The sequence below is a fragment of the Desulfonatronum thiosulfatophilum genome (assembly GCF_900104215.1).
In the GTDB taxonomy this organism is placed as follows: Bacteria; Desulfobacterota; Desulfovibrionia; order Desulfovibrionales; family Desulfonatronaceae; genus Desulfonatronum; species Desulfonatronum thiosulfatophilum.
This window is the reverse complement of record NZ_FMXO01000007.1, coordinates 75,769-93,599: the sequence shown is the minus strand read 5'-3', so window position 1 is coordinate 93,599 and position 17,831 is coordinate 75,769. Positions and strand designations below refer to the sequence as shown.

Genomic DNA, 17,831 nt, shown 5'->3' with positions numbered 1-17,831 from the left:
TCAGTCCTCCATGTAGATGGCCACGGAATTGGGCCCTTCGGCAACGGAAACGCTGTGCATGATCACCTCAGGCCCGGGAAGCATCGTCTGGAGACGCTGATAAATGTGTCGGGCGATATTTTCCGAGGACGGATTGATCCGGCTGAATTCCGCCATTTCGTTCAGATTGCAATGGTCCAGTTCGGCCAGCACGGTTTTAAGCAGGGCCTTGAGTTCCTTGAAATCCATGACAATGCCCAGTTCCGGGTGCAGGCGCCGGCCCTGAACCTGAACCTGGACCGCGAAATTGTGACCGTGCAGGCATTCGCATTTTCCCTGATAATGCCGCAACTGGTGGGCGGAACTGAAATGATCGGCAACCGTCAGCCGCCAGAGACCTTCACCCATGACGTCCCTCCTCCGTGCGCATCCGCATCATGCTTCTCCCCCTGCTGTTGATTGCCCCTCGCCGTGCCAGGCGGCAACGTCCTTCCAAAACTGCGGGCAAGGCAGGACCTGGTGTTGGGGACCAAGTTGCAATGTGCACCGGCATTCAGGCAAATCCAGGACAACGCGCACCGGAGTCTGTCCCGGATGTTTCTGGAACAGGCTTTTCAACGCCGAGACATCCTCCCGGCTCAGATCGTCCCGCTCGATCCGCAGATGCACCGGCTGGTCGCTGCGGGCGCAGGCCTCGCTCAGCGGGCTGACCTGCACCACCTCCAGCTTGAGCTGCTGAACGGTGTTTTCAGAGCCGTTGTCCATCCGGCCTTCATAGTCGCTGATTCGGGCTTCCATCAGCAGCGGCCGGTCGCCGTGAAACAACTCCTTGGCCGGCGCGTACACGTCGCCGAAGGCCGTGGCCTCGGCCATGCCGGTCAGGTCCTCGATCTGGCAGAAGGCCATCTTGTCCCCTCTGCGGGTCATGAATTCCTTGACCCCGGTAACCAGCACCGCCAGGCGAATCTCGCTCTTCTTGGGCAGATCCTGGCAGTCCACGATGGTCCGCAGACCAAGCCGCACCGCCTCTTCCCGAAAAGGACGCAACGGATTGCTGGTCAGGAAAAAGCCCAGGGCTTCCTTTTCGTACCGTGATTTTTCCTCATCAGTCCATTCCAGCCCCGGATCATCCGGACCCAGATCCAGCCCGCAATCCGGCACCATGCCGGATCCGTTCTCGCCGCCGGACATGCAGGCAAAGAGGGACATCTGGGACCGTTTCTTCTCCTTGGCCTTCTTCTGGGCCGCGGCCATGGCCGTGTCCAGACCGGCCAGCAGCCGGCCCCGGCTGGGATGGATCGAGTCGAAGGCTCCGCTCTTGATCAGGTATTCAAGGACGCGCTTGGTCACCTTGCGGGTATTCACCCGCTGACACAGGTCGGACACGCTCCGGTAGGGCCCCTGGATTCTGCCCTGGATGACCTCCCGGATGGCCTCTTCGCCCACGTTCTTCACCCCGGACAGGCCGAAGCGGATCTTGTCCTCCTGCACGCTGAACCGGGCCTGGCTGTGATTGACGTCCGGGGGCAGGATGGAAATGTCCATATCCCCGCAGTCGTTCAGGTACCGCAAAATCTTGTCCGCGTTGTCCACTTCCGAGCTGATCAACGCGGCCATGAATTCCACGGGGAAATGGGCCTTGAGATAGGCGGTCTGGTAGGAGATCAGGGCGTAGGCCGCGCTGTGGGACTTGTTGAACCCGTATCCGGCGAACTTCTCCATCAGGTCGAAAATCTGGGCGGCCTTGGCTTCCGGCAGCTTGTTGGTCTTGACCCCCTGCATGAACCGGGAGCGCTGCTGGGCCATGACCTGGGGATCCTTCTTGCCCATGGCCCGGCGCAGAATGTCCGCCTCGCCCAGGGAATAGGCGGCCAGGTCCGAGGCGATCTTCATCACCTGCTCCTGATAGAGGATCACGCCGTAGGTTTCCTTGAGGATCGTCTCCAGCTCGGGCAGCAGGTATTCCACCGGGGTCTGGCCGTGCTTGCAGCGGATGAAGGTGGCCACCATCCCGCTTTCCAGCGGTCCCGGCCGGTACAGGGCCAGCAGCGCGATGACGTCCTCGAAGCAGGAAGGCTTCAGGTCCGTGAGCACCCTGCGCATGCCCGAACTTTCCAGCTGGAACACGCCTTCGGTGCGGCCCTCGCAGAGCAGGTCGAAGGTTTGCTGATCGTCCAGAGGCAGGTGGGCCATATCCGGCGCGGGCTTGCCTCCTTCACGGACCAAGTCCACGGCGTCCTGGATCACGGTCAGGGTTTTCAGGCCCAGGAAGTCGAACTTGATCAGGCCGACGCTCTCCACGCACTTCATGTCCCACTGGGTGACCGTTTCCTTCTTCTTGCCCAGGCACAACGGCACATGCTCCACCATGGGTCGGTCCGAGAGCACCACGCCGGCGGCGTGGGTGGAGGCGTGCCGGGCCAGACCTTCCAGGCGCAGAGAGGTGTCGATCAACCGGCCCACCGTGGGATCCTCTTCGGCCAGCTTGCGCAGGTCCGGCTCCTGTTCCAGGGCCTTGGCAATAGTCATGCCCAGGGCGCCGGGGACCATTTTGGCGATCTTGTCCGTCTCGGACGGCTTCAACCCCAGGGCCCGCCCCACGTCGCGCACCGCGGCCCGGGCCTTCATCCGGCCAAAAGTGATGATCTGGGCCACATTGCTCTGACCGTACTTCTCCGATACGTACCGCAGCACTTCCTCGCGCCGGGTAAAGCAGAAATCTACGTCGATGTCCGGCAGACTGACCCGTTCGGCATTCAGGAATCGTTCGAAGAGCAGGTTGTAGGGAATGGGATCGAGGTCCGTGATCCGCAGGGCGTAGGCCACCAGGCTGCCCGCGGCGGAACCGCGGCCCGGCCCCACCGGGATGTTCCGGGACTTGGCCCAGTTGATGAAGTCCTGGACGATCAGGAAGTAGCCGGCAAAGCCCTTGGAGCAGATCACGTCCAGCTCCAGGGCCAGACGCTCATCGTAGACCTGCCGCGACGCGCCGGGTTTGATCTTCGCCAGCCGCTCCTCCAGCCCCGTGTGGGCCGCCCGGCGCAGCTCCTCTTCCAGGGTCATCCCCGGAGGCAGGCTGTAGGCCGGAAAATGGGGCTTGTTGAAGGTCAGCTCCAGGTTGCAGGCCGCGGCGATTTCCGCCGTGGCCGCCAGTGCCTGGGGACAGTCCGCGAAGGCCGCCTCCATTTCCTCGGGGCTGCGGTAGTAGAGTTCCCGGGTATCGAAGCGCATCCGCTTCTCGTCCGTCTCACAGGCGTTGGTCTGGATGCAGAGCAGAATGTCGTGGGCGTTGACGTCGTCGGCGCTGAGATAATGGCAGTCGTTTGTCGCCACCAGGGGCAGCCTGGTCGCCTCGGCCAGTTCCCGCAACCGCTCATTGAGAGCGAGCTGATCGGCCAGGCCGTTGGCCTGCATTTCCAGATAAAATCGGCCCGGAAAGAGATCGGCGTAGAACCGGGCCGTTTCCAGGCCCACGTCAAAGCCTTCCCGCATCAGCCTGTACGGGACTTCACCCTTGAGACAGGCCGAAAGAGCGATCAGGCCTTCCGAACACTCGGCCAGAAGTTCCCTGTCCACGCGAGGCTTGTAGTGGAACCCCTCCAAGTGCCCCTGCGAGACAAGCCGGATCAGGTTCCGGTAGCCGGTTTCGTTCTGGGCCAGCAGAACAAGGTGATATCCGGCCTGGGAAGCCGAACGGGCGTCCCGGTCGAGCCGGCTGGCCCGGGCCACATAGACCTCGCAGCCGATGATCGGCTTCAGGCCGAAGGATTTCGCCGTCTTGTAGAAGTGGATGGCCCCGTACAGATTGCCGTGGTCCGTGATGGCCGCGGCGCCGAGACCAAAATCCTTGGCCCGGGCGCACAGCTCCTTGATCCGGATGGCCCCGTCCAGCAGGCTGTACTCGGTATGGCAGTGAAGATGAACAAAATCTGACATAAAGACGGAGGGAAGTGGTGGTTATGCGAAACAGCAGACGCTCTGGGACCGGTTCATGCATTCCGGAAGGCCGCCCGAAGGGCTTCCGGGCGCGAGGACCGCGCGCCGAGCATTGCCAGAAACAGTCCCGGAAGATATATATCAATGAATTAGAACAATCAAAACCGCATCGGACCGGAGTGCTGGATCTCTCAAGCCCGTGCACAATGCAGGATTTGGAAAAAATCGGCAAGGACAACTTCAGGACATGATCAAGAACCTGGGAATATACCCTTGAGCCCCTGGACGGGCCGTATCGCATCCGGAGAACATGCCGCCCTGCTCGCCTCGGCGCAATGTTTGGCCATCGATGCCCCGGACCGGATTTGGAGCATCTATCGCCCGGCCGATCTTGAAGAATTATGGCAACAGATGGGCGAGTCGGATTTCGGTCCTGATGAACGTATCCCCTACTGGGTCGAGCTGTGGCCCTCCAGCCTGCTGCTGGTCGAATGGCTGGCCGCCAATGCCCCGTTGATCCAGGGCAGGACCTGCCTGGACGTGGGATGCGGCCTGGGGTTGAGCGCCTGCACCGCTTCTTCCGTCGGCGCGAGGGTGGTGGGCTTGGATTATGCGTTGGAAGCATTATATTATGCAAAAGTGAACGCTCGCGAGAACCAGGTTCCCGATCCGCTCTGGGTCCAGATGGACTGGCGCTTTCCCGGCTTCCGAAAGCATGGCTTTGACTTTATCTGGGGCGGGGACATTTTCTACGAAAGACGATTCGCCGAACCCCTGATCGGCATGTTCGAGCATGTTCTGGCCCCGGGGGGACGCATCTGGCTGGCTGAGCCCGAACGCAGCGTCTCTTCCGGCGCGTGGAACATGTTGCGGGAATCAGGTTGGAATGTACGTCGCGCGGCGCAAAAAGCCGTGCCCACGGAAGGGTACGTCGTCAACATCAACATTTGGGAAGCACAAATAAATCTTTGAGGTGAAATATGGGTAAAACAATTCGTTTCGGCGTATCCCTGGATTCGGATCTGCTGGAAAAATTTGACGTTCTTTGTGACGAGCGCTCCTATCAAACTCGCTCGGAGGCTATCCGGGACCTGATCAGAAACATGCTGATCCAGAAGGAATGGGAAGATCTCGGAGGGGAAACGGCCGGCACCCTGACCATCGTCTATGATCATCATCACAGCGATCTGGCCCAGAAGCTCACGGAACAGCAACACGATTATCTGGATATTATCGTGGCATCCATGCACGTCCACCTGGATCACAGCAACTGCATGGAAATCCTGGTGCTGCGCGGCACCGGCGAAAAACTCCGGGAACTGGGCGCGAAAATGACCTCCACCAAGGGCGTCAAGCACGGCACCCTGAACCTGACCACCACCGGAAAGAATCTTGAATAGCGGGATGCTCGACGTCCAGAACGACCCGGCTTCGGTTCCGGTGGATATCGACAGGGTCGGCATCAAGCATGTTCATTTTCCCTTGATGGTTCTGGACCGGGCCCAGGGCCGGCAGCACACCGTAGCCCAGGTGGAGATGGGGGTGGATCTGCCGGCCTGTTTCAAGGGCACGCACATGAGTCGATTCGTGGAAGCCCTTCAGGATTGGTCCGGCATTCTGGATTATCCCAGCTTGAAGCATCTCTTGAATGACGTCCAGGCCCGTCTCGACGCCCAACGGGCCTGGATCAGCTTCAGTTTTCCTTTTTTTCTGGAACGGGCGGCTCCGGCCAGCGGCAGCAAGGCCAGAATGGACTATCACTGCCGCGTCGCCGGGGAGTTCCAGGGCAGTCGGCTGCTTTTCAGCCTGGAGGTGGAAGTGCCGGTGATGACCGTCTGCCCCTGCTCCCTGGCCATCTGCGACCAGGCCGCGCACAGCCAACGGGCCGTGGTCCGCGTGCAAACCAGGAACAAGGGGCTGATCTGGCTGGAAGACTTGATCGAACTGGCCCAGGAATCCGCCTCCTCGCCGGTGTATGCCCTGCTCAAGCGCGAGGACGAGAAGCTGGTCATCGACAACGCCTTTAAGCGGCCCTGTTTCGTGGAGGATGTGGTGCGCAACGTCTCCCATGAATTGGAAAAGCTGACGCAGCTTCTCTGGTACCGGGTCGAGGTGGAAAGCCAGGAATCCATCCACAACCACAGCGCCTACGCCTGCATCGAACGCTCACTAACCGGAATGAAGGCCTGAAAATATCTCATTCTATTTGTGTTCAATTTACAGCAAGCGCATGCTCATAGTCGAAATCCCAATCGAAATCGCAATCGCAATCGCAATCGCAATCGAAATCGAAATCGAAATCGAAAAAACAAATAGATAATGAAACTATACGAGACCGATTGCGAATGCGATTTCGATTGCGATTGCGATCCTGATATCAATGCCACGTTGAATCCCATTGTATCTTTCTGAAAGCAAACTGGAATCGTAGCAAGGAACCGATCATGAATATTTCCCCCAACATCCAGGCCTTGCACGCCATCGGCTTGTCCCGGCAGGTCGGGGCGAACAATGTCGCGAATATGAACACGCCGGATTTCAAGGCCTCCCGCCTGTCCTTGGAGACCGGACCGGAAGGCTTGGGCGTGCGTCCCCAGGCCATTGATCAGGACCCGACGCCCGGCCCCCTGGTTCCGGCCCTGGAGGGTGCCACCGACGAAGACGGGCATCACGCCACGGTCTGGGGATTGGCCGAAGGCAGCAACACTGAACTGGTTGCCGAAATGGTCAACTCCATCCGCGATGAGCGGGCCTTCCAGGCCAACGTGGCCATGGTCCGCACATGGGATGAACTGACCGGAACGGTACTGGACATGCGTGCGTGAATGATTTCGGCCCCCGGGATGAAACCCGCGTCATCCTTGAAAACCTGACGTCCGACCAGGCGGACCAGTTTGCCCTGGTCCTCTCCTCGGCCGACATTGACTACCGTTTTCGCCGGTCCGGCTGGGGCTGGTCCCTGGAGGTCGCGGAGGACGACGCAGCCCAGGCAGAGATCCAGATCGAGCAGTACCTCCGGGAAAATCCCGACGCAACGGGTTCCTTCTCCATTCCCACTCTTCCTGTTCAGCCGGCTCCGCCCACCATGACCGGCCTGGCCGCGGCCCTGCTTCTGCTGGCCTTCCACATGGCCACCAGCCGAGACGGAGCGCACCAGAACATCATCCTGGAAGCCGGCGCCCATGCCGCGCGCATTCTTGAAGGTGAATACTGGCGCACGATCACCGCGCTGACCCTGCATGCCGATTCCCGCCACCTGGCCGGAAACATGCTCGGCATTGCCGTGTTCGGCACGTTTCTCTGCCGACGGGTCGGAGTGGGAGCGGCTTGGCTGCTGATCCTGCTGGCCGGGGCCGGCGGCAACCTGGTAAATGCCTGGCTGCACCAGAGCGGCTTCTTGTCCATCGGCGCATCCACGGCGGTTTTCGGTGCCGTGGGCCTGCTCGGAGGCGTTCGTGTCTTTCCCGCCGAAGGCTCGGACGACAACCGGCCGAGGTCCTGGATTCTCCCCCTGGGCGCGGCCCTGGGCCTGCTGGCAATGCTCGGCAGCGACGTGCAGACCGATATCGGCGCGCACCTCATGGGGTGTCTGGCCGGTTTCTGCCTGGGCATCGGATACACGCTCCTTGGTCCGCGTCACCTCAGCGAAACCCGCCAAAACCACCTGCTCCTCCTCACCCTGGCCATCCTCGCCGCATCCTGGTGGCGGGCATTGACAGGAAGCTGGACTTAGACTGTGATCTCGGAGAGAAATGCTCAACCCGCGTGGCTCCGCTAAGCCAATATGCCGACAATCAAAAAGATAACAAGCCCATACCGGTTTTCTTTTACAGCTTTGACTGCAATGAACCAATGCATGTTCATGTCCAGAGAGACAACGCCACATGCAAATTTTGGTTGGCTCCTCTTGCATTATCTACAAACCATGGTTTTACGCCAAAAGATTTGAACTCCATCATGAAAATTATCCGCTCTGAATATGAGATCATCAAGGAGGCGTGGCATGACCATTGCGATTCGTGAACATGAGCCAAGGCTTCTCAATGTGCATGTGACCGAAGATGAAATTTCTGTTTTTTTGGCGGATGGCCGAACGGTCTGCGTTCCCCTGGCCTGGTCCTGGCGTCTGTCGGGTGCAACGCCAGAACAGCGTCAGAATTATCGGTTGATCGGGGACGGGCAAGGCATTCATTGGCCTGACGTGGATGAAGACATCAGCGTGGCGGGGATGCTGAGCGGATCTCCTGCAAGAAGACGCATTCCGGATTGATGTTCGATACGTTCCCAATCCACTCCTGAACGACGGTTTTTAAGTGCCTATGAAGACGAAGGCGCCCGTCATCCTGATATTTTTTCTCGACAATCACTCGCCAGGTTTTTCTCACAATCTCTTAAGACAACCCTTACCAATACCAATCAAAATAAAGAAGGAGAGCGTCATGCATTGCAAGATCATCGCCACCCTGGGCCCGGCCTCATTGGATTATGAGGTGATGAAGGCCATGGTGCAGTATGGGGTGCGGATATTTCGTTTGAATTTTTCCCATGCCGACGCCAAGTTCTTTGTTCCGGCCATGGAGATGATCCGCCGGGTGGAGGCGGAACTGGACATGCCGTTGACGGCCATGGGCGATTTGTGCGGCCCCAAGGTCCGCATCGGCGAGGTGGAAGGCTCCCCGCTGCAGGTGAACAAGGGCGGCCATGTGCTTCTGGGACCGCTGGAGCGTAAAGAGTCCGGCAAGACCCCGTTCATCAGCCTGGAAATCCCCCTCCTGCTCCAGGGCCTGCAGGTGGGCATGCCGGTCAATCTCAGCGACGGCATGCTGCAATTCAAGGTTTCCCGGGTCATCGTTGAAAACGAGCTCTATGAGCTGGAAGCCCAGAATGCCGGCTACCTCTCGTCCCACAAGGGCATCTCCTTTCCCGGCAAGAGCCACCCCATCAAGGCGCTCACCGAAAAAGACCGCAAGGACGTTCGGGAAGCCCTGGAGATCGGCATCGACGCCTTGGCCCTTTCCTTTGTCCAAGACGCCTCGGACGTGGCGGACCTGCAGGATCTGATCCGCGACCTTGGAACGTGGGTCCCGGTGATCGCCAAGCTGGAGCGTCAGAATGCCGTGGAGAATCTGGACGCCATCCTGGCTCTGGCCGACGGGGTGATGGTCGCCCGGGGCGATCTCGGTCTGGAATGTCCGCTCTCCGCCCTGCCCGTGATCCAAAAAAGGATCATCCGGGCCTGCCGACATGCCCAGAAGCCGGCCATCGTCGCCACCCAGATGCTGCTGTCCATGGTCAAAAATCCCGTCCCCACCCGGGCCGAGTGCACCGACGTGGCCAACGCCATCATGGACGGCGCGGACTGCATCATGCTTTCCGAGGAAACCGCCATCGGCAACTACCCGGTGGAAACAGTGCGCAACATGAACGACATCGCCCGGGAGGCGGAACAGTATTATCTGGAACGTCTGGGTGAGCCGTATTTTCCCAAAAAAGAGAAGAACCCCGGCAAGTATCTGGCCTATGCCGCCTGCCTGCTGGCGGACAACGCCGAGAGCAAGGCCCTGGTCTGCCACTCCACTTCCGGGATCACGGCCCGCATGCTGTCCTCCCGCCGTCCGGCGCGGCCCATCTATGCGCTGACCAGCAACGAACGGGTGATGCGGTCGTTGAATTTCGTCTGGGGGGTGCACCCCCGGCTGGTGGACGCGGAACCGGAAAGCCACATGGCCCGCGCGGCCGGGTTCATCCAACGCTTCGACGGGTTCAAGCCCGGCGACGGCCTGATCATCACATCCGGCCAGAAGACGCCGGGACAAAAGGATATCTCGACGAATCAGATCAAGATCTACATCAAGTGACGGAGGCGTTATGCACCCTGCTCCTCGGCCAAACCGGCTGGCACGGGAAAGCAGCCATTACCTGCTCCAGCACGCTCTTAACCCGGTGGACTGGTTTCCCTGGGGCGAGGAAGCCTTTGCCCGGGCCCGGACCGAAGACAAGCCGATCCTGTTGTCCATCGGCTATTCCACCTGTCACTGGTGCCACGTCATGGAACGGGAGTGCTTCGAGAACCAGGCCCTAGCCGAACTGATGAATCGGCATCTGATCAGCATCAAGGTGGACCGGGAGGAGCGCCCGGACATCGATCAGGTCTACATGAGCGCCTGCCATATTCTGGGTCAGCGGGGAGGATGGCCGCTGACCGTGTTCATGGGGCCGGACGGCCGCCCGTTCTTCATTGCGACGTATATTCCCCGGAAATCCGGCTTCGGCCGCATGGGCATGCTGGACCTGATTCCCCGGGTCGAGGAAGTCTGGAGCAGCCAGCGCAAGGACGTTCTGGCCACCGGCGTCCAGCTTGAAGAGGCCCTGCGTGCCGCCCAGGAACAGGAATCCATGGCCGGCGAGCCGGACCCGGAACAGGCGGCGCACCAGGCGTATTCGTTCTTTGTCCAGCGCTACGATTCCGAGCACGGCGGCTTCGGAACCGCGCCCAAATTCCCGTCGCCGCACAACCTGCTGTTCCTTCTCCAGTACGCCCGCAAGCACAACGAACCCCAGGCCCTGGCCATGGTCGAAACCACCCTCGGCCGGATGCGCCTGGGCGGGCTGTTCGACCATGTCGGGTTCGGCTTCCACCGCTACTCCACCGACGACAAATGGCTGCTCCCCCACTTTGAAAAGATGCTCTACGATCAGGCCATGCTGCTCTTGGCCTACACCGACGCCTGGCGCGCCGCCGGAAATCCGCTCTACCGGCGCGTGGTGGCGGAAATCGTCGATTATGTCGTGGATCAACTGGCCACGGAAGAAGGCGGTTTCGGTAGCGGTCAGGATGCGGACAGCGAAGGTGAGGAAGGCAGGTTCTATGTCTGGACGCGGGATGAATTGCTCGCCGTTCTCGGTCCCGAGGACGGCGAATGGGTCTGCCGGACGTTCCGGATCCAGCCCGGCGGCAATTTTCAGGATGAAGCCACCGGCAAGTCCACCGGCGCAAACATTCTCCACCTTGCCGAGGATATGACAGATACGGAAGAGCAGGAACGCTGGGCCGTGCTGCGCAATCGCCTCAAGATGGCCCGGGAAGAACGTCCCAAACCACTGACGGATGACGGCGTGCTCGCGGATTGGAACGGACTGCTCATCGCGGCCCTGGCCAGGGCCGGAGCGGTTTTCGACCAACAGGGCTGGCTGGAAACCGCCCGCGGCTGCGCTGAACTGGTGCTGACCGTGATGCGCGATAAAAAGGGGCGAGTCCTGCACCGTTTCCGTTCTGTTGCCGCTGACAAGCCAGCCGACGCACCGCACGCCCGGCACCCTGACTCGCCAGATGCCCCACATCCGACACAGCATCCGACACGCCATTTGGCCGCACAGGGTTTTCTGGAAGACCAGGCCTTCGTGGTCTGGGGCCTGCTGGAACTGTACGAAGCGGATCAGAATCCGCATTGGCTCAACGCCGCGGAGGAGATCACCATGGCGCAGCTGCGGGATTTTGGCGACGAAACCAACGGCGGTTTCTTTCTCACCGCCCGGGACGCCGAGCCGCTGCTGTTTCGTCCAAAGCAGGCGGCTGAAGGCGCCCTGCCCTCCGGCAATGCCGTCAGCGCCGCCAACCTGCTCCGACTGGCCACGCTGACCGGCAACCCGGAATACGCAACCCAAGCCCGGAAATCCGCCCATGCTTTCGGCAACCTGATCAACACCCAGCCCCACGCCTGCACCCACTGGCTCACCGCACTTTCTTTCGGAGAATTGCCGGCAGAGGACTGAACCACCCGCTACGCTCAAGACGCCAAGTTCGCAAAAAGATCGCCGCCAGGCGCGAAGCCTTTTTGGCTGCCGCATCTTTCCAGCGGAAGACAAAATTCTTCTTTGCGTACTTGGCGACTTGAGCGAAGCGGGCGGTTCAATTTTCTTAAACCAGGCCTAGAAAATTTCCATCGGTACTTGACATTGTGTCAGTTTGTTGACACGAGATTCCATATTTTGTACGCGGCGCGCAGGCACATTCTGATGCCGCGGCTCCCGCCGACACTTGGCACCAAACATGGACATCAACGATGGAACGAACCAGATGATTATTAGCGCCGAAACCGATGTTCCCCTAAGATTCTTCTCCTTTCAGCTGAAAACCAAAACGACCTTTCCTTCCGCCATGGAATTGATTCCCTGCCTTTTCAGGAGCTTTTCATGACGGACATCGATCGAGGCGGCATAATCGGCCAGAGCCATTGTTTGCAACAGGTTTTCTCCGTTCTCGCCAAGGTGTCCCCCACGGACAGCACCGTACTGGTCACCGGAGAATCCGGCACTGGAAAGGAATTGGTGGTCCGAGCCCTGCACTCCAACAGCAAGCGCAAGGGCAAGCCCTTCGTTCCCGTCAACTGCGGCGCCATCCCCAAGGACCTCCTGGAATCCGAACTCTTCGGCCATGAAAAGGGCGCATTTACCCATGCCATCCGCACCAGGACGGGCCGCTTCGAATTGGCGGACGGGGGCACCATCTTCCTGGACGAGATAGGAGAACTGGATCTGCCCCTGCAGGTAAAGATTCTGCGCGTGATCCAGGAAAAAGAATTCGAACGCGTCGGCGCCACCTCGACCACCCGGGTCGATGTCCGCATCGTCGCCGCCACCAACAGGGATCTGGAAGCGGAGGTGGCCCAGGGTCGGTTCCGCGAAGACCTTTTCTACCGCCTGAACGTCATCCCCATCCACCTGCCCCCGCTGCGCGAGCGCGAAGACGACATCATTCTGCTCGGCAAGCATTTCCTGAATGTATTTTGTACGCAAAAAATGCGGCCCGTGCTGCGCCTGTCCCGAAAGGTCCAGGATCTGCTGGCTTTGTATCCCTGGCCGGGAAACGTACGTGAACTGGAAAACTTCATGGAGCGGATCTCCATTCTCTGCGAGAGTGATGACGTCATGCCCGATGATCTGCCTGCCAAGATTCTTCAGGTTGTCGGCATGGACGTCCCCGAACGTACTCCGAAGAAGAACGTCAACGGCTTCGAATGGCCCACGCTGAGCGACTTGCGGGCTCGGGACCAAGGGCTGAAGGATTTCATGGACGAGATCGAGGAACGTTTGCTCATTGAGGCATTGCAGGAAAGCCACGGAGTCAAAAATCAGGCAGCGGAACTGCTGGGAATCAAGCGCACCACCCTGATTGAGAAACTGAAAAAACGCAGTATCAACCCGTAATCACACATCCTAATCCTACACTCCGCCCTGTCTGTCCCCGCAAGCATGGTTCTTGCTAACGGCTTTCAATATTATTCCGACGACGCGGCAGCCAATTTCGCGAGAAGGGTGCTGTTTACACGCCCTAAGAAATACTCGCCGCAAGGCGTGAAGCCTTTTTGGCTTCCGCATTCTTTCCAGCGGAAGACAAAAATTTCTTGGCGTCCTCTGCGTCCTGAGCGAAGCGGGCGGTTCAATCTTACAAATCTGCGCGCCAGCCAAATGACCAGGGTTATGATGCACGTAGGTGAGAGTTAGCACCGAATTCGAGAGAGGGGGAGTTGTGATGTTTCATTGTGGAAGCAGAGAGGCTATGCAGATCTGATCATGCTCCGATTTTGGCGTGCGTACCGCGCTTTGTTTTCCGGGAGCGTTCTCCGCTCCCCGGCGTCCTGGGTTCCGAGATCCGTTTCGGTTTCGTCCTGGGCCGTCTTTTTCCTGTTGTTCTTCTGCGCCGAGGCTTTTTCCGCCCTGGATGTTTCTTTCCGGCGATTCCCCAATAGAGAGCAACTGGAATTGCGCCTGCCTCCCGAGAGTCCTCAACCGGATGTCAAGCGGATCGCGGCACGCGACGTTCATGTCCTTCTTCCCATGTCGGTTTCCGCTGACAATGCCGCTCCGTTCCTGAGCGGGTCGACTCTTCTGGATGCGGTTTCCCTGGGCCGGGAAGGGCTGCGGGTCCGGACGACCACGGAAGCCTTCGGGTTTGTGGGCCAGTACGATGCCGCAAAAGGCCTGTTGTTGATCAGCTTTTTTCCCGATCCTCTGGGAAGCCGTTGGCAACAGAACGCCGGCCCCCAACGACCGGAACCGTCCACTGCCTCGCCGGCCCGTACGCCTCCGCCGGCTGGCGAGCCGGCGAGCCGCCCCGCGCCCGCGCAGCCTGCATCCGTTCCGGAACGGAACCAAGAACAAAATCGGTCCCAGGCCCAATCGCGGGATCAAGTGCCGGGACCCGCCGTGGAGCAACCGGTTGAAACGGATCGTCTGCCGCCCATGCAATCTCCCGCCGCGGAGTCTTCGCCCCCTCCCCTGCCTGCCGGCCTGCAAACTTTCGCCGGGTTGCGCCGGAGCATCACCGAGCCTGCTCCTCCCGTCGGCGCCCCTGAACAAATCCGTGCGCCCATTCCTGCGCAAAACGATTCTCAACAATTATCGGATCCCTCCGGCCAATCCACTCCGCCTCCCACACAGAGCATGATCCGGAATCCGATCCGGCGCGTCAGCCCTGAAGATGCGCAACCCGTTGCTCCTTTCCGGGAACAGCCGGAACCGGCGATTTCCTCCGAACCACAGCCGGCCGCCACGTCGTCTCCGGAGGCGGTCGATCCCCAGGAAAATGCTCCGGTCATTACATCGGCAACGGACGTCTCTCCGGCTCAGGCTCCGATTATTAGGCAACGCATCGATCCAGGTCCGTCGCCGACGCCGGCGCAGCCAACGCCGGAAATCACCCCCGCGCAACCTGTTTTTCCTGAAGCCCCGGAGCCGGAGCGCCCGTCGGAAGCCGTGGAACATGCCGCCCCGGCACTTGAAGATCCCGCATCACAACCCGTGCAGGTGGAGCAAGATCGGGTGGAAAAAGCTCATGAGGAGCAAAGGCCGGAGGAAATACCGCAGGAGAAAGACCCGGACCAGCAATATCGGGGATTAATGTCCACGGCCAAGGCAGCATTGATGAATGCGGAATTCGATGTGGCCGTGGAAGCGTTGCGCACCCTCTCCAATGTCCACGGACTCTCGGATTCCATGCGCGAGGAGGCTCTTTACAACCTGGGCGACGCAATGTTCGGCCTTCATCAGAATGACTTGGCCAACAATTTCGTCCCTGTCGCCCAGGCCTATGAACGGGCCATGCACATGAACCCGAAATCCATCCGGACCCCCCTGGCGCTGCGCAACCTGGGAGTTCTGCACCTGCGGGTGGACAATCTGCCTGAAGCCAGGGCCTACTTCAACGTGCTCCGCAGGGACTATCCCCACGATCCCCTGGTACCCACCACGGAATACTATCTGGGACAATACTTCCTGGATCGCGGCGACTACAATCAGGCCGCCGACTATTTCCAGCGAGTGGTTCAAAACCATCCGGAATATTCCATTTCCCAGCAGTCGTCTGTGGGGTTGGCCAGGGCTCTGAACGCCCTGGGCCATGACGGGCAGGCCTTCCAGATCATGGACTTTCTGGAAAAACGCTGGCCGCGGTACTATATCGACGACCCGAGCCTGCTGGAACTGGCCGGAATCATCGCCCTGCGCGTGAACGAACTGGAATCGGCCAAGCAACGCCTCCTGACCTACTACAACCTGGTTCCCGACACCCCGGACGCGGACATGCTCCTGGCCCGGATCGGGGACATCTACCTGCTCACCGGCCGGCCGGATCCGGCAAGACGTATTTTTGAAAAAGCGGCCCGCGAATTTCCGGATCAGGAAGGTGGGCTGATCGCCAAAATGCGCCTCGTGGAAGGAGGAATTCACGACGAACCCAGCCTGGAGGACATGTTCACGACACGGCGGGCCGCCGACGTCTACTCGGAAATCATCACCAAGCACCCGGACAGCCCGCTGGCCGCCGTGGCCACCATCAAGCTGGCCATCTGGCAGATTTGGAACAAGCGGTTCGAGGACAGCCTGATGGTCATCAGCGATTTTCTCGCGGACCATCCCAATCATTCCTTGAGCCCCAAGGCCCTGGAAGTGGGCGAAGAGGCGTTCACCCAGCTTGTGCACCGCAATGCAGAGGACGGACGTTATGCGGAAACCCTCGAGCAATGGCGCGACAATCCCTTCCTGCATGCATTGCTGGAGGATTTTTCACCCGCCACCCGGCTTGGCCTGGCCATGGCATTCTGGAAGACCGGAGACTTTGAGCAGGCCATCACCCTGGCCGGGCCGTATCTCACCGACGCAACGCCGCGCCAGGTTTTGATTCCGGCTTTGGAGATGATTCTCGGTATTTATCTGGAACAGCAGGAATGGGAACGGATCGTGGGACTGGGTGCACTGCGTGACGACTTGCCCGCGCCGCAGAAACGGGAACTGTCCTATTCCATGGCCCTGGCCCTGGAAAATCTGGGACGCTCGGATGATGCCCAGCCTCTCTGGCTGAAGCTGGCCGAAGACCTGAATCTGGGCCATGCCCAGCGCGGCTACGCCCTCTATTTCCTGGCCCGCAAGGCTATGCAGAACGAGAATTTCGAGCGTGTTTACCTCTACGCACAGGAGTCCCTGAGTCTGTTGCTTGTCGACCGGGAGGATCAGGGAAAGATCCGGGACAACGTGCTCTGGCTGACGCAGGTCACCGAACGCACGGGCCGCCTGCAGGAAGCGCTGGCCTGGGCCCTGGAACTGGATCAGCTCATCGACCAGTCCGATCCGGAATGGACCATGAGCCGGTACCGCCTGGCCCAACTCTACCAGCGCAACCACGATCTCAACCAATGGCAAGCCGTTTTGAAGGACTTACAGGCCAACGACCCCCGCGGCCTCTACGGCCGCCTGGCCGCCTCAGCCCTGCAAGGCCGAACCCTGGAAGACAGCGCCGGCCGCTTCAGGCCATAAGGATTCGGAAGATGCTGAAATGATGGGATGAAGAGATGAAGGAATGAACCGCCCGCTTTGCTCAAGGTAGGATGAGCAGGCTGTTCAAAAACCCCGATGGCAAGGCGCAAAAAAAGTTCAAGCCCGAAGCGTATTTGGTCATACGTGAGGGCTTGAACTTTTTGCAGCAACGCAGCCAGCGGGGATTTTTCAACAGCCTGCTCTATCCGTTCACCACGACCTCGGCCGTGCGGATGGCCTCCCCCTGGCGTTCATAGCCGCTGCGTTGTTCTTCCAGGACGATGTTTCTGGCCCGGCCCGGTTCCAGGCGGCGGCCTGCCACGACCATGGTCTTGGGATCGAACATATGCCCCACGGTGGGAACCTTGTAGATGCTCATCCGATCCAGGGCCCGGTCCAGGCGGAGGATGGCCGCGTCGTAGCCTGCCACGGCTTCATCGAGCACCGCCGGAGGCCGGCGCAGGAAGGATTTTTCCTCGGCGGCCGCCTGGGCCGCGACCTGACCACGGACCAGGATGTCCCGCAGGGAAACAAACTGCAGCACCACGTCCTTTTCCACGGTCAGTCGAATATTCTCGGCGAGCTGGTCCAGCCCCTGGGTATTCTGCTCATAAATTCGCGAGGCGTCCTGGAAGGATTGCAGCAGGTCCTTGATATAGGCAGTGGTCTTATGCTGTTCCTGATTTTGCATCGCGATTTCCTGCCGCAGCGTGGCAAATTCCTTGAGCACCATCATGATTTCATTGCCTTCAAAGGGGCCGTCATCGAACCTCGGCTTCTCGTCCGGCAATTCCCCGACCCAGATCCTGAAATCCTCCACGGCCTCGGATTTCCACGGTTTCATGACCACCTGATCCTTCGCCTTGGCGGCATTCACCCGACCCATCATCCACCGGCCCAGAACGCCCATGATCGGCAGGACAATATAGTGGTCCAGGAACCTTCCAACAGCCTTCACGGCTCTCCACAACGCCGCAAACACCTTTTTCATGACGTTTCTCCTTGCTCGGGGATTATGGTCAGGTACGTCCACAGTTCCTTTTCCGTAATTCGACTGAGGAATGCTAAGAAGTTGAACCGCCCGCTTCGCTCAAGTCGCCAAGGAC

At 59.8% G+C, this 17,831-nt stretch carries 14 protein-coding genes; 11 read left to right on the top strand and 3 right to left on the bottom strand.

Annotated elements, in window-relative coordinates; all coding sequences use genetic code 11:
- Positions 1 to 387 carry a 6-carboxytetrahydropterin synthase QueD gene (gene queD, locus BLP93_RS07170; RefSeq protein ID WP_092119244.1) on the bottom strand — a complete coding sequence of 129 codons (387 nt, stop codon included), beginning with the start codon at positions 385 to 387 and terminating at the stop codon, positions 1 to 3.
- Between the two features lie 27 nt (positions 388 to 414).
- Positions 415 to 3,915 (bottom strand): DNA polymerase III subunit alpha, encoded by a 3,501-nt coding sequence (gene dnaE, locus BLP93_RS07165; RefSeq protein ID WP_092119241.1) that lies wholly within the window; start codon positions 3,913 to 3,915, stop codon positions 415 to 417.
- A gap of 273 nt (positions 3,916 to 4,188) precedes the next feature.
- Here dnaE and BLP93_RS07155 point away from each other — a divergent pair, with 273 nt between their 5' ends.
- The 11 genes from BLP93_RS07155 (at position 4,189) to BLP93_RS07105 (ending at position 16,725) form a co-directional block, all read left to right on the top strand.
- On the top strand, positions 4,189 to 4,887 hold the full coding sequence (locus BLP93_RS07155; protein WP_244148671.1) for a class I SAM-dependent methyltransferase: 699 nt from the start codon (positions 4,189 to 4,191) through the stop codon (positions 4,885 to 4,887).
- Positions 4,888 to 4,895: 8 nt separating this feature from the next.
- Complete coding sequence (gene nikR / locus BLP93_RS07150) at positions 4,896 to 5,315, top strand: nickel-responsive transcriptional regulator NikR (protein WP_092119235.1); 420 nt, start codon at positions 4,896 to 4,898, stop codon at positions 5,313 to 5,315.
- 4 nt (positions 5,316 to 5,319) lie between these two features.
- Positions 5,320 to 6,105: a GTP cyclohydrolase FolE2 gene (folE2, locus tag BLP93_RS07145; RefSeq protein ID WP_092119233.1), complete on the top strand. Its 786-nt coding sequence runs from the start codon at positions 5,320 to 5,322 to the stop codon at positions 6,103 to 6,105.
- Positions 6,106 to 6,359: 254 nt separating this feature from the next.
- Positions 6,360 to 6,740: a flagellar basal body rod C-terminal domain-containing protein gene (locus BLP93_RS07140; protein ID WP_092119230.1), complete on the top strand. Its 381-nt coding sequence runs from the start codon at positions 6,360 to 6,362 to the stop codon at positions 6,738 to 6,740.
- Positions 6,737 to 7,648: a rhomboid family intramembrane serine protease gene (locus BLP93_RS07135; protein ID WP_092119227.1), complete on the top strand. Its 912-nt coding sequence runs from the start codon at positions 6,737 to 6,739 to the stop codon at positions 7,646 to 7,648. Before BLP93_RS07140 ends, BLP93_RS07135 begins: the two co-directional genes overlap by 4 nt.
- Positions 7,649 to 7,767: 119 nt before the next feature.
- A complete protein-coding gene (locus BLP93_RS17680; RefSeq protein ID WP_425248221.1) occupies positions 7,768 to 7,938 on the top strand; it encodes a DUF4160 domain-containing protein in 171 nt (56 codons plus the stop codon).
- Positions 7,919 to 8,185, top strand: a complete 267-nt coding sequence (locus tag BLP93_RS07125; protein WP_092119224.1) for a DUF2442 domain-containing protein — start codon at positions 7,919 to 7,921, stop codon at positions 8,183 to 8,185. Before BLP93_RS17680 ends, BLP93_RS07125 begins: the two co-directional genes overlap by 20 nt.
- 169 nt (positions 8,186 to 8,354) lie before the next feature.
- Positions 8,355 to 9,773 (top strand): pyruvate kinase, encoded by a 1,419-nt coding sequence (gene pyk, locus BLP93_RS07120; RefSeq protein WP_092119222.1) that lies wholly within the window; start codon positions 8,355 to 8,357, stop codon positions 9,771 to 9,773.
- Between the two features lie 10 nt (positions 9,774 to 9,783).
- Entirely contained in the window at positions 9,784 to 11,688 is a 1,905-nt protein-coding gene (locus tag BLP93_RS07115) for a thioredoxin domain-containing protein (RefSeq protein WP_092119221.1), read from the top strand.
- Between the two features lie 420 nt (positions 11,689 to 12,108).
- A complete protein-coding gene (locus BLP93_RS07110; protein WP_092119218.1) occupies positions 12,109 to 13,122 on the top strand; it encodes a sigma-54 interaction domain-containing protein in 1,014 nt (337 codons plus the stop codon).
- Positions 13,123 to 13,488: 366 nt separating this feature from the next.
- A complete protein-coding gene (locus BLP93_RS07105; RefSeq protein WP_092119215.1) occupies positions 13,489 to 16,725 on the top strand; it encodes a tetratricopeptide repeat protein in 3,237 nt (1,078 codons plus the stop codon).
- A gap of 202 nt (positions 16,726 to 16,927) precedes the next feature.
- On the opposite strand, the gene grpE is transcribed toward BLP93_RS07105, so the two are convergent.
- Positions 16,928 to 17,716, bottom strand: a complete 789-nt coding sequence (gene grpE, locus BLP93_RS07100; protein WP_092119212.1) for a nucleotide exchange factor GrpE — start codon at positions 17,714 to 17,716, stop codon at positions 16,928 to 16,930.
- Positions 17,717 to 17,831 lie beyond the last annotated feature (115 nt).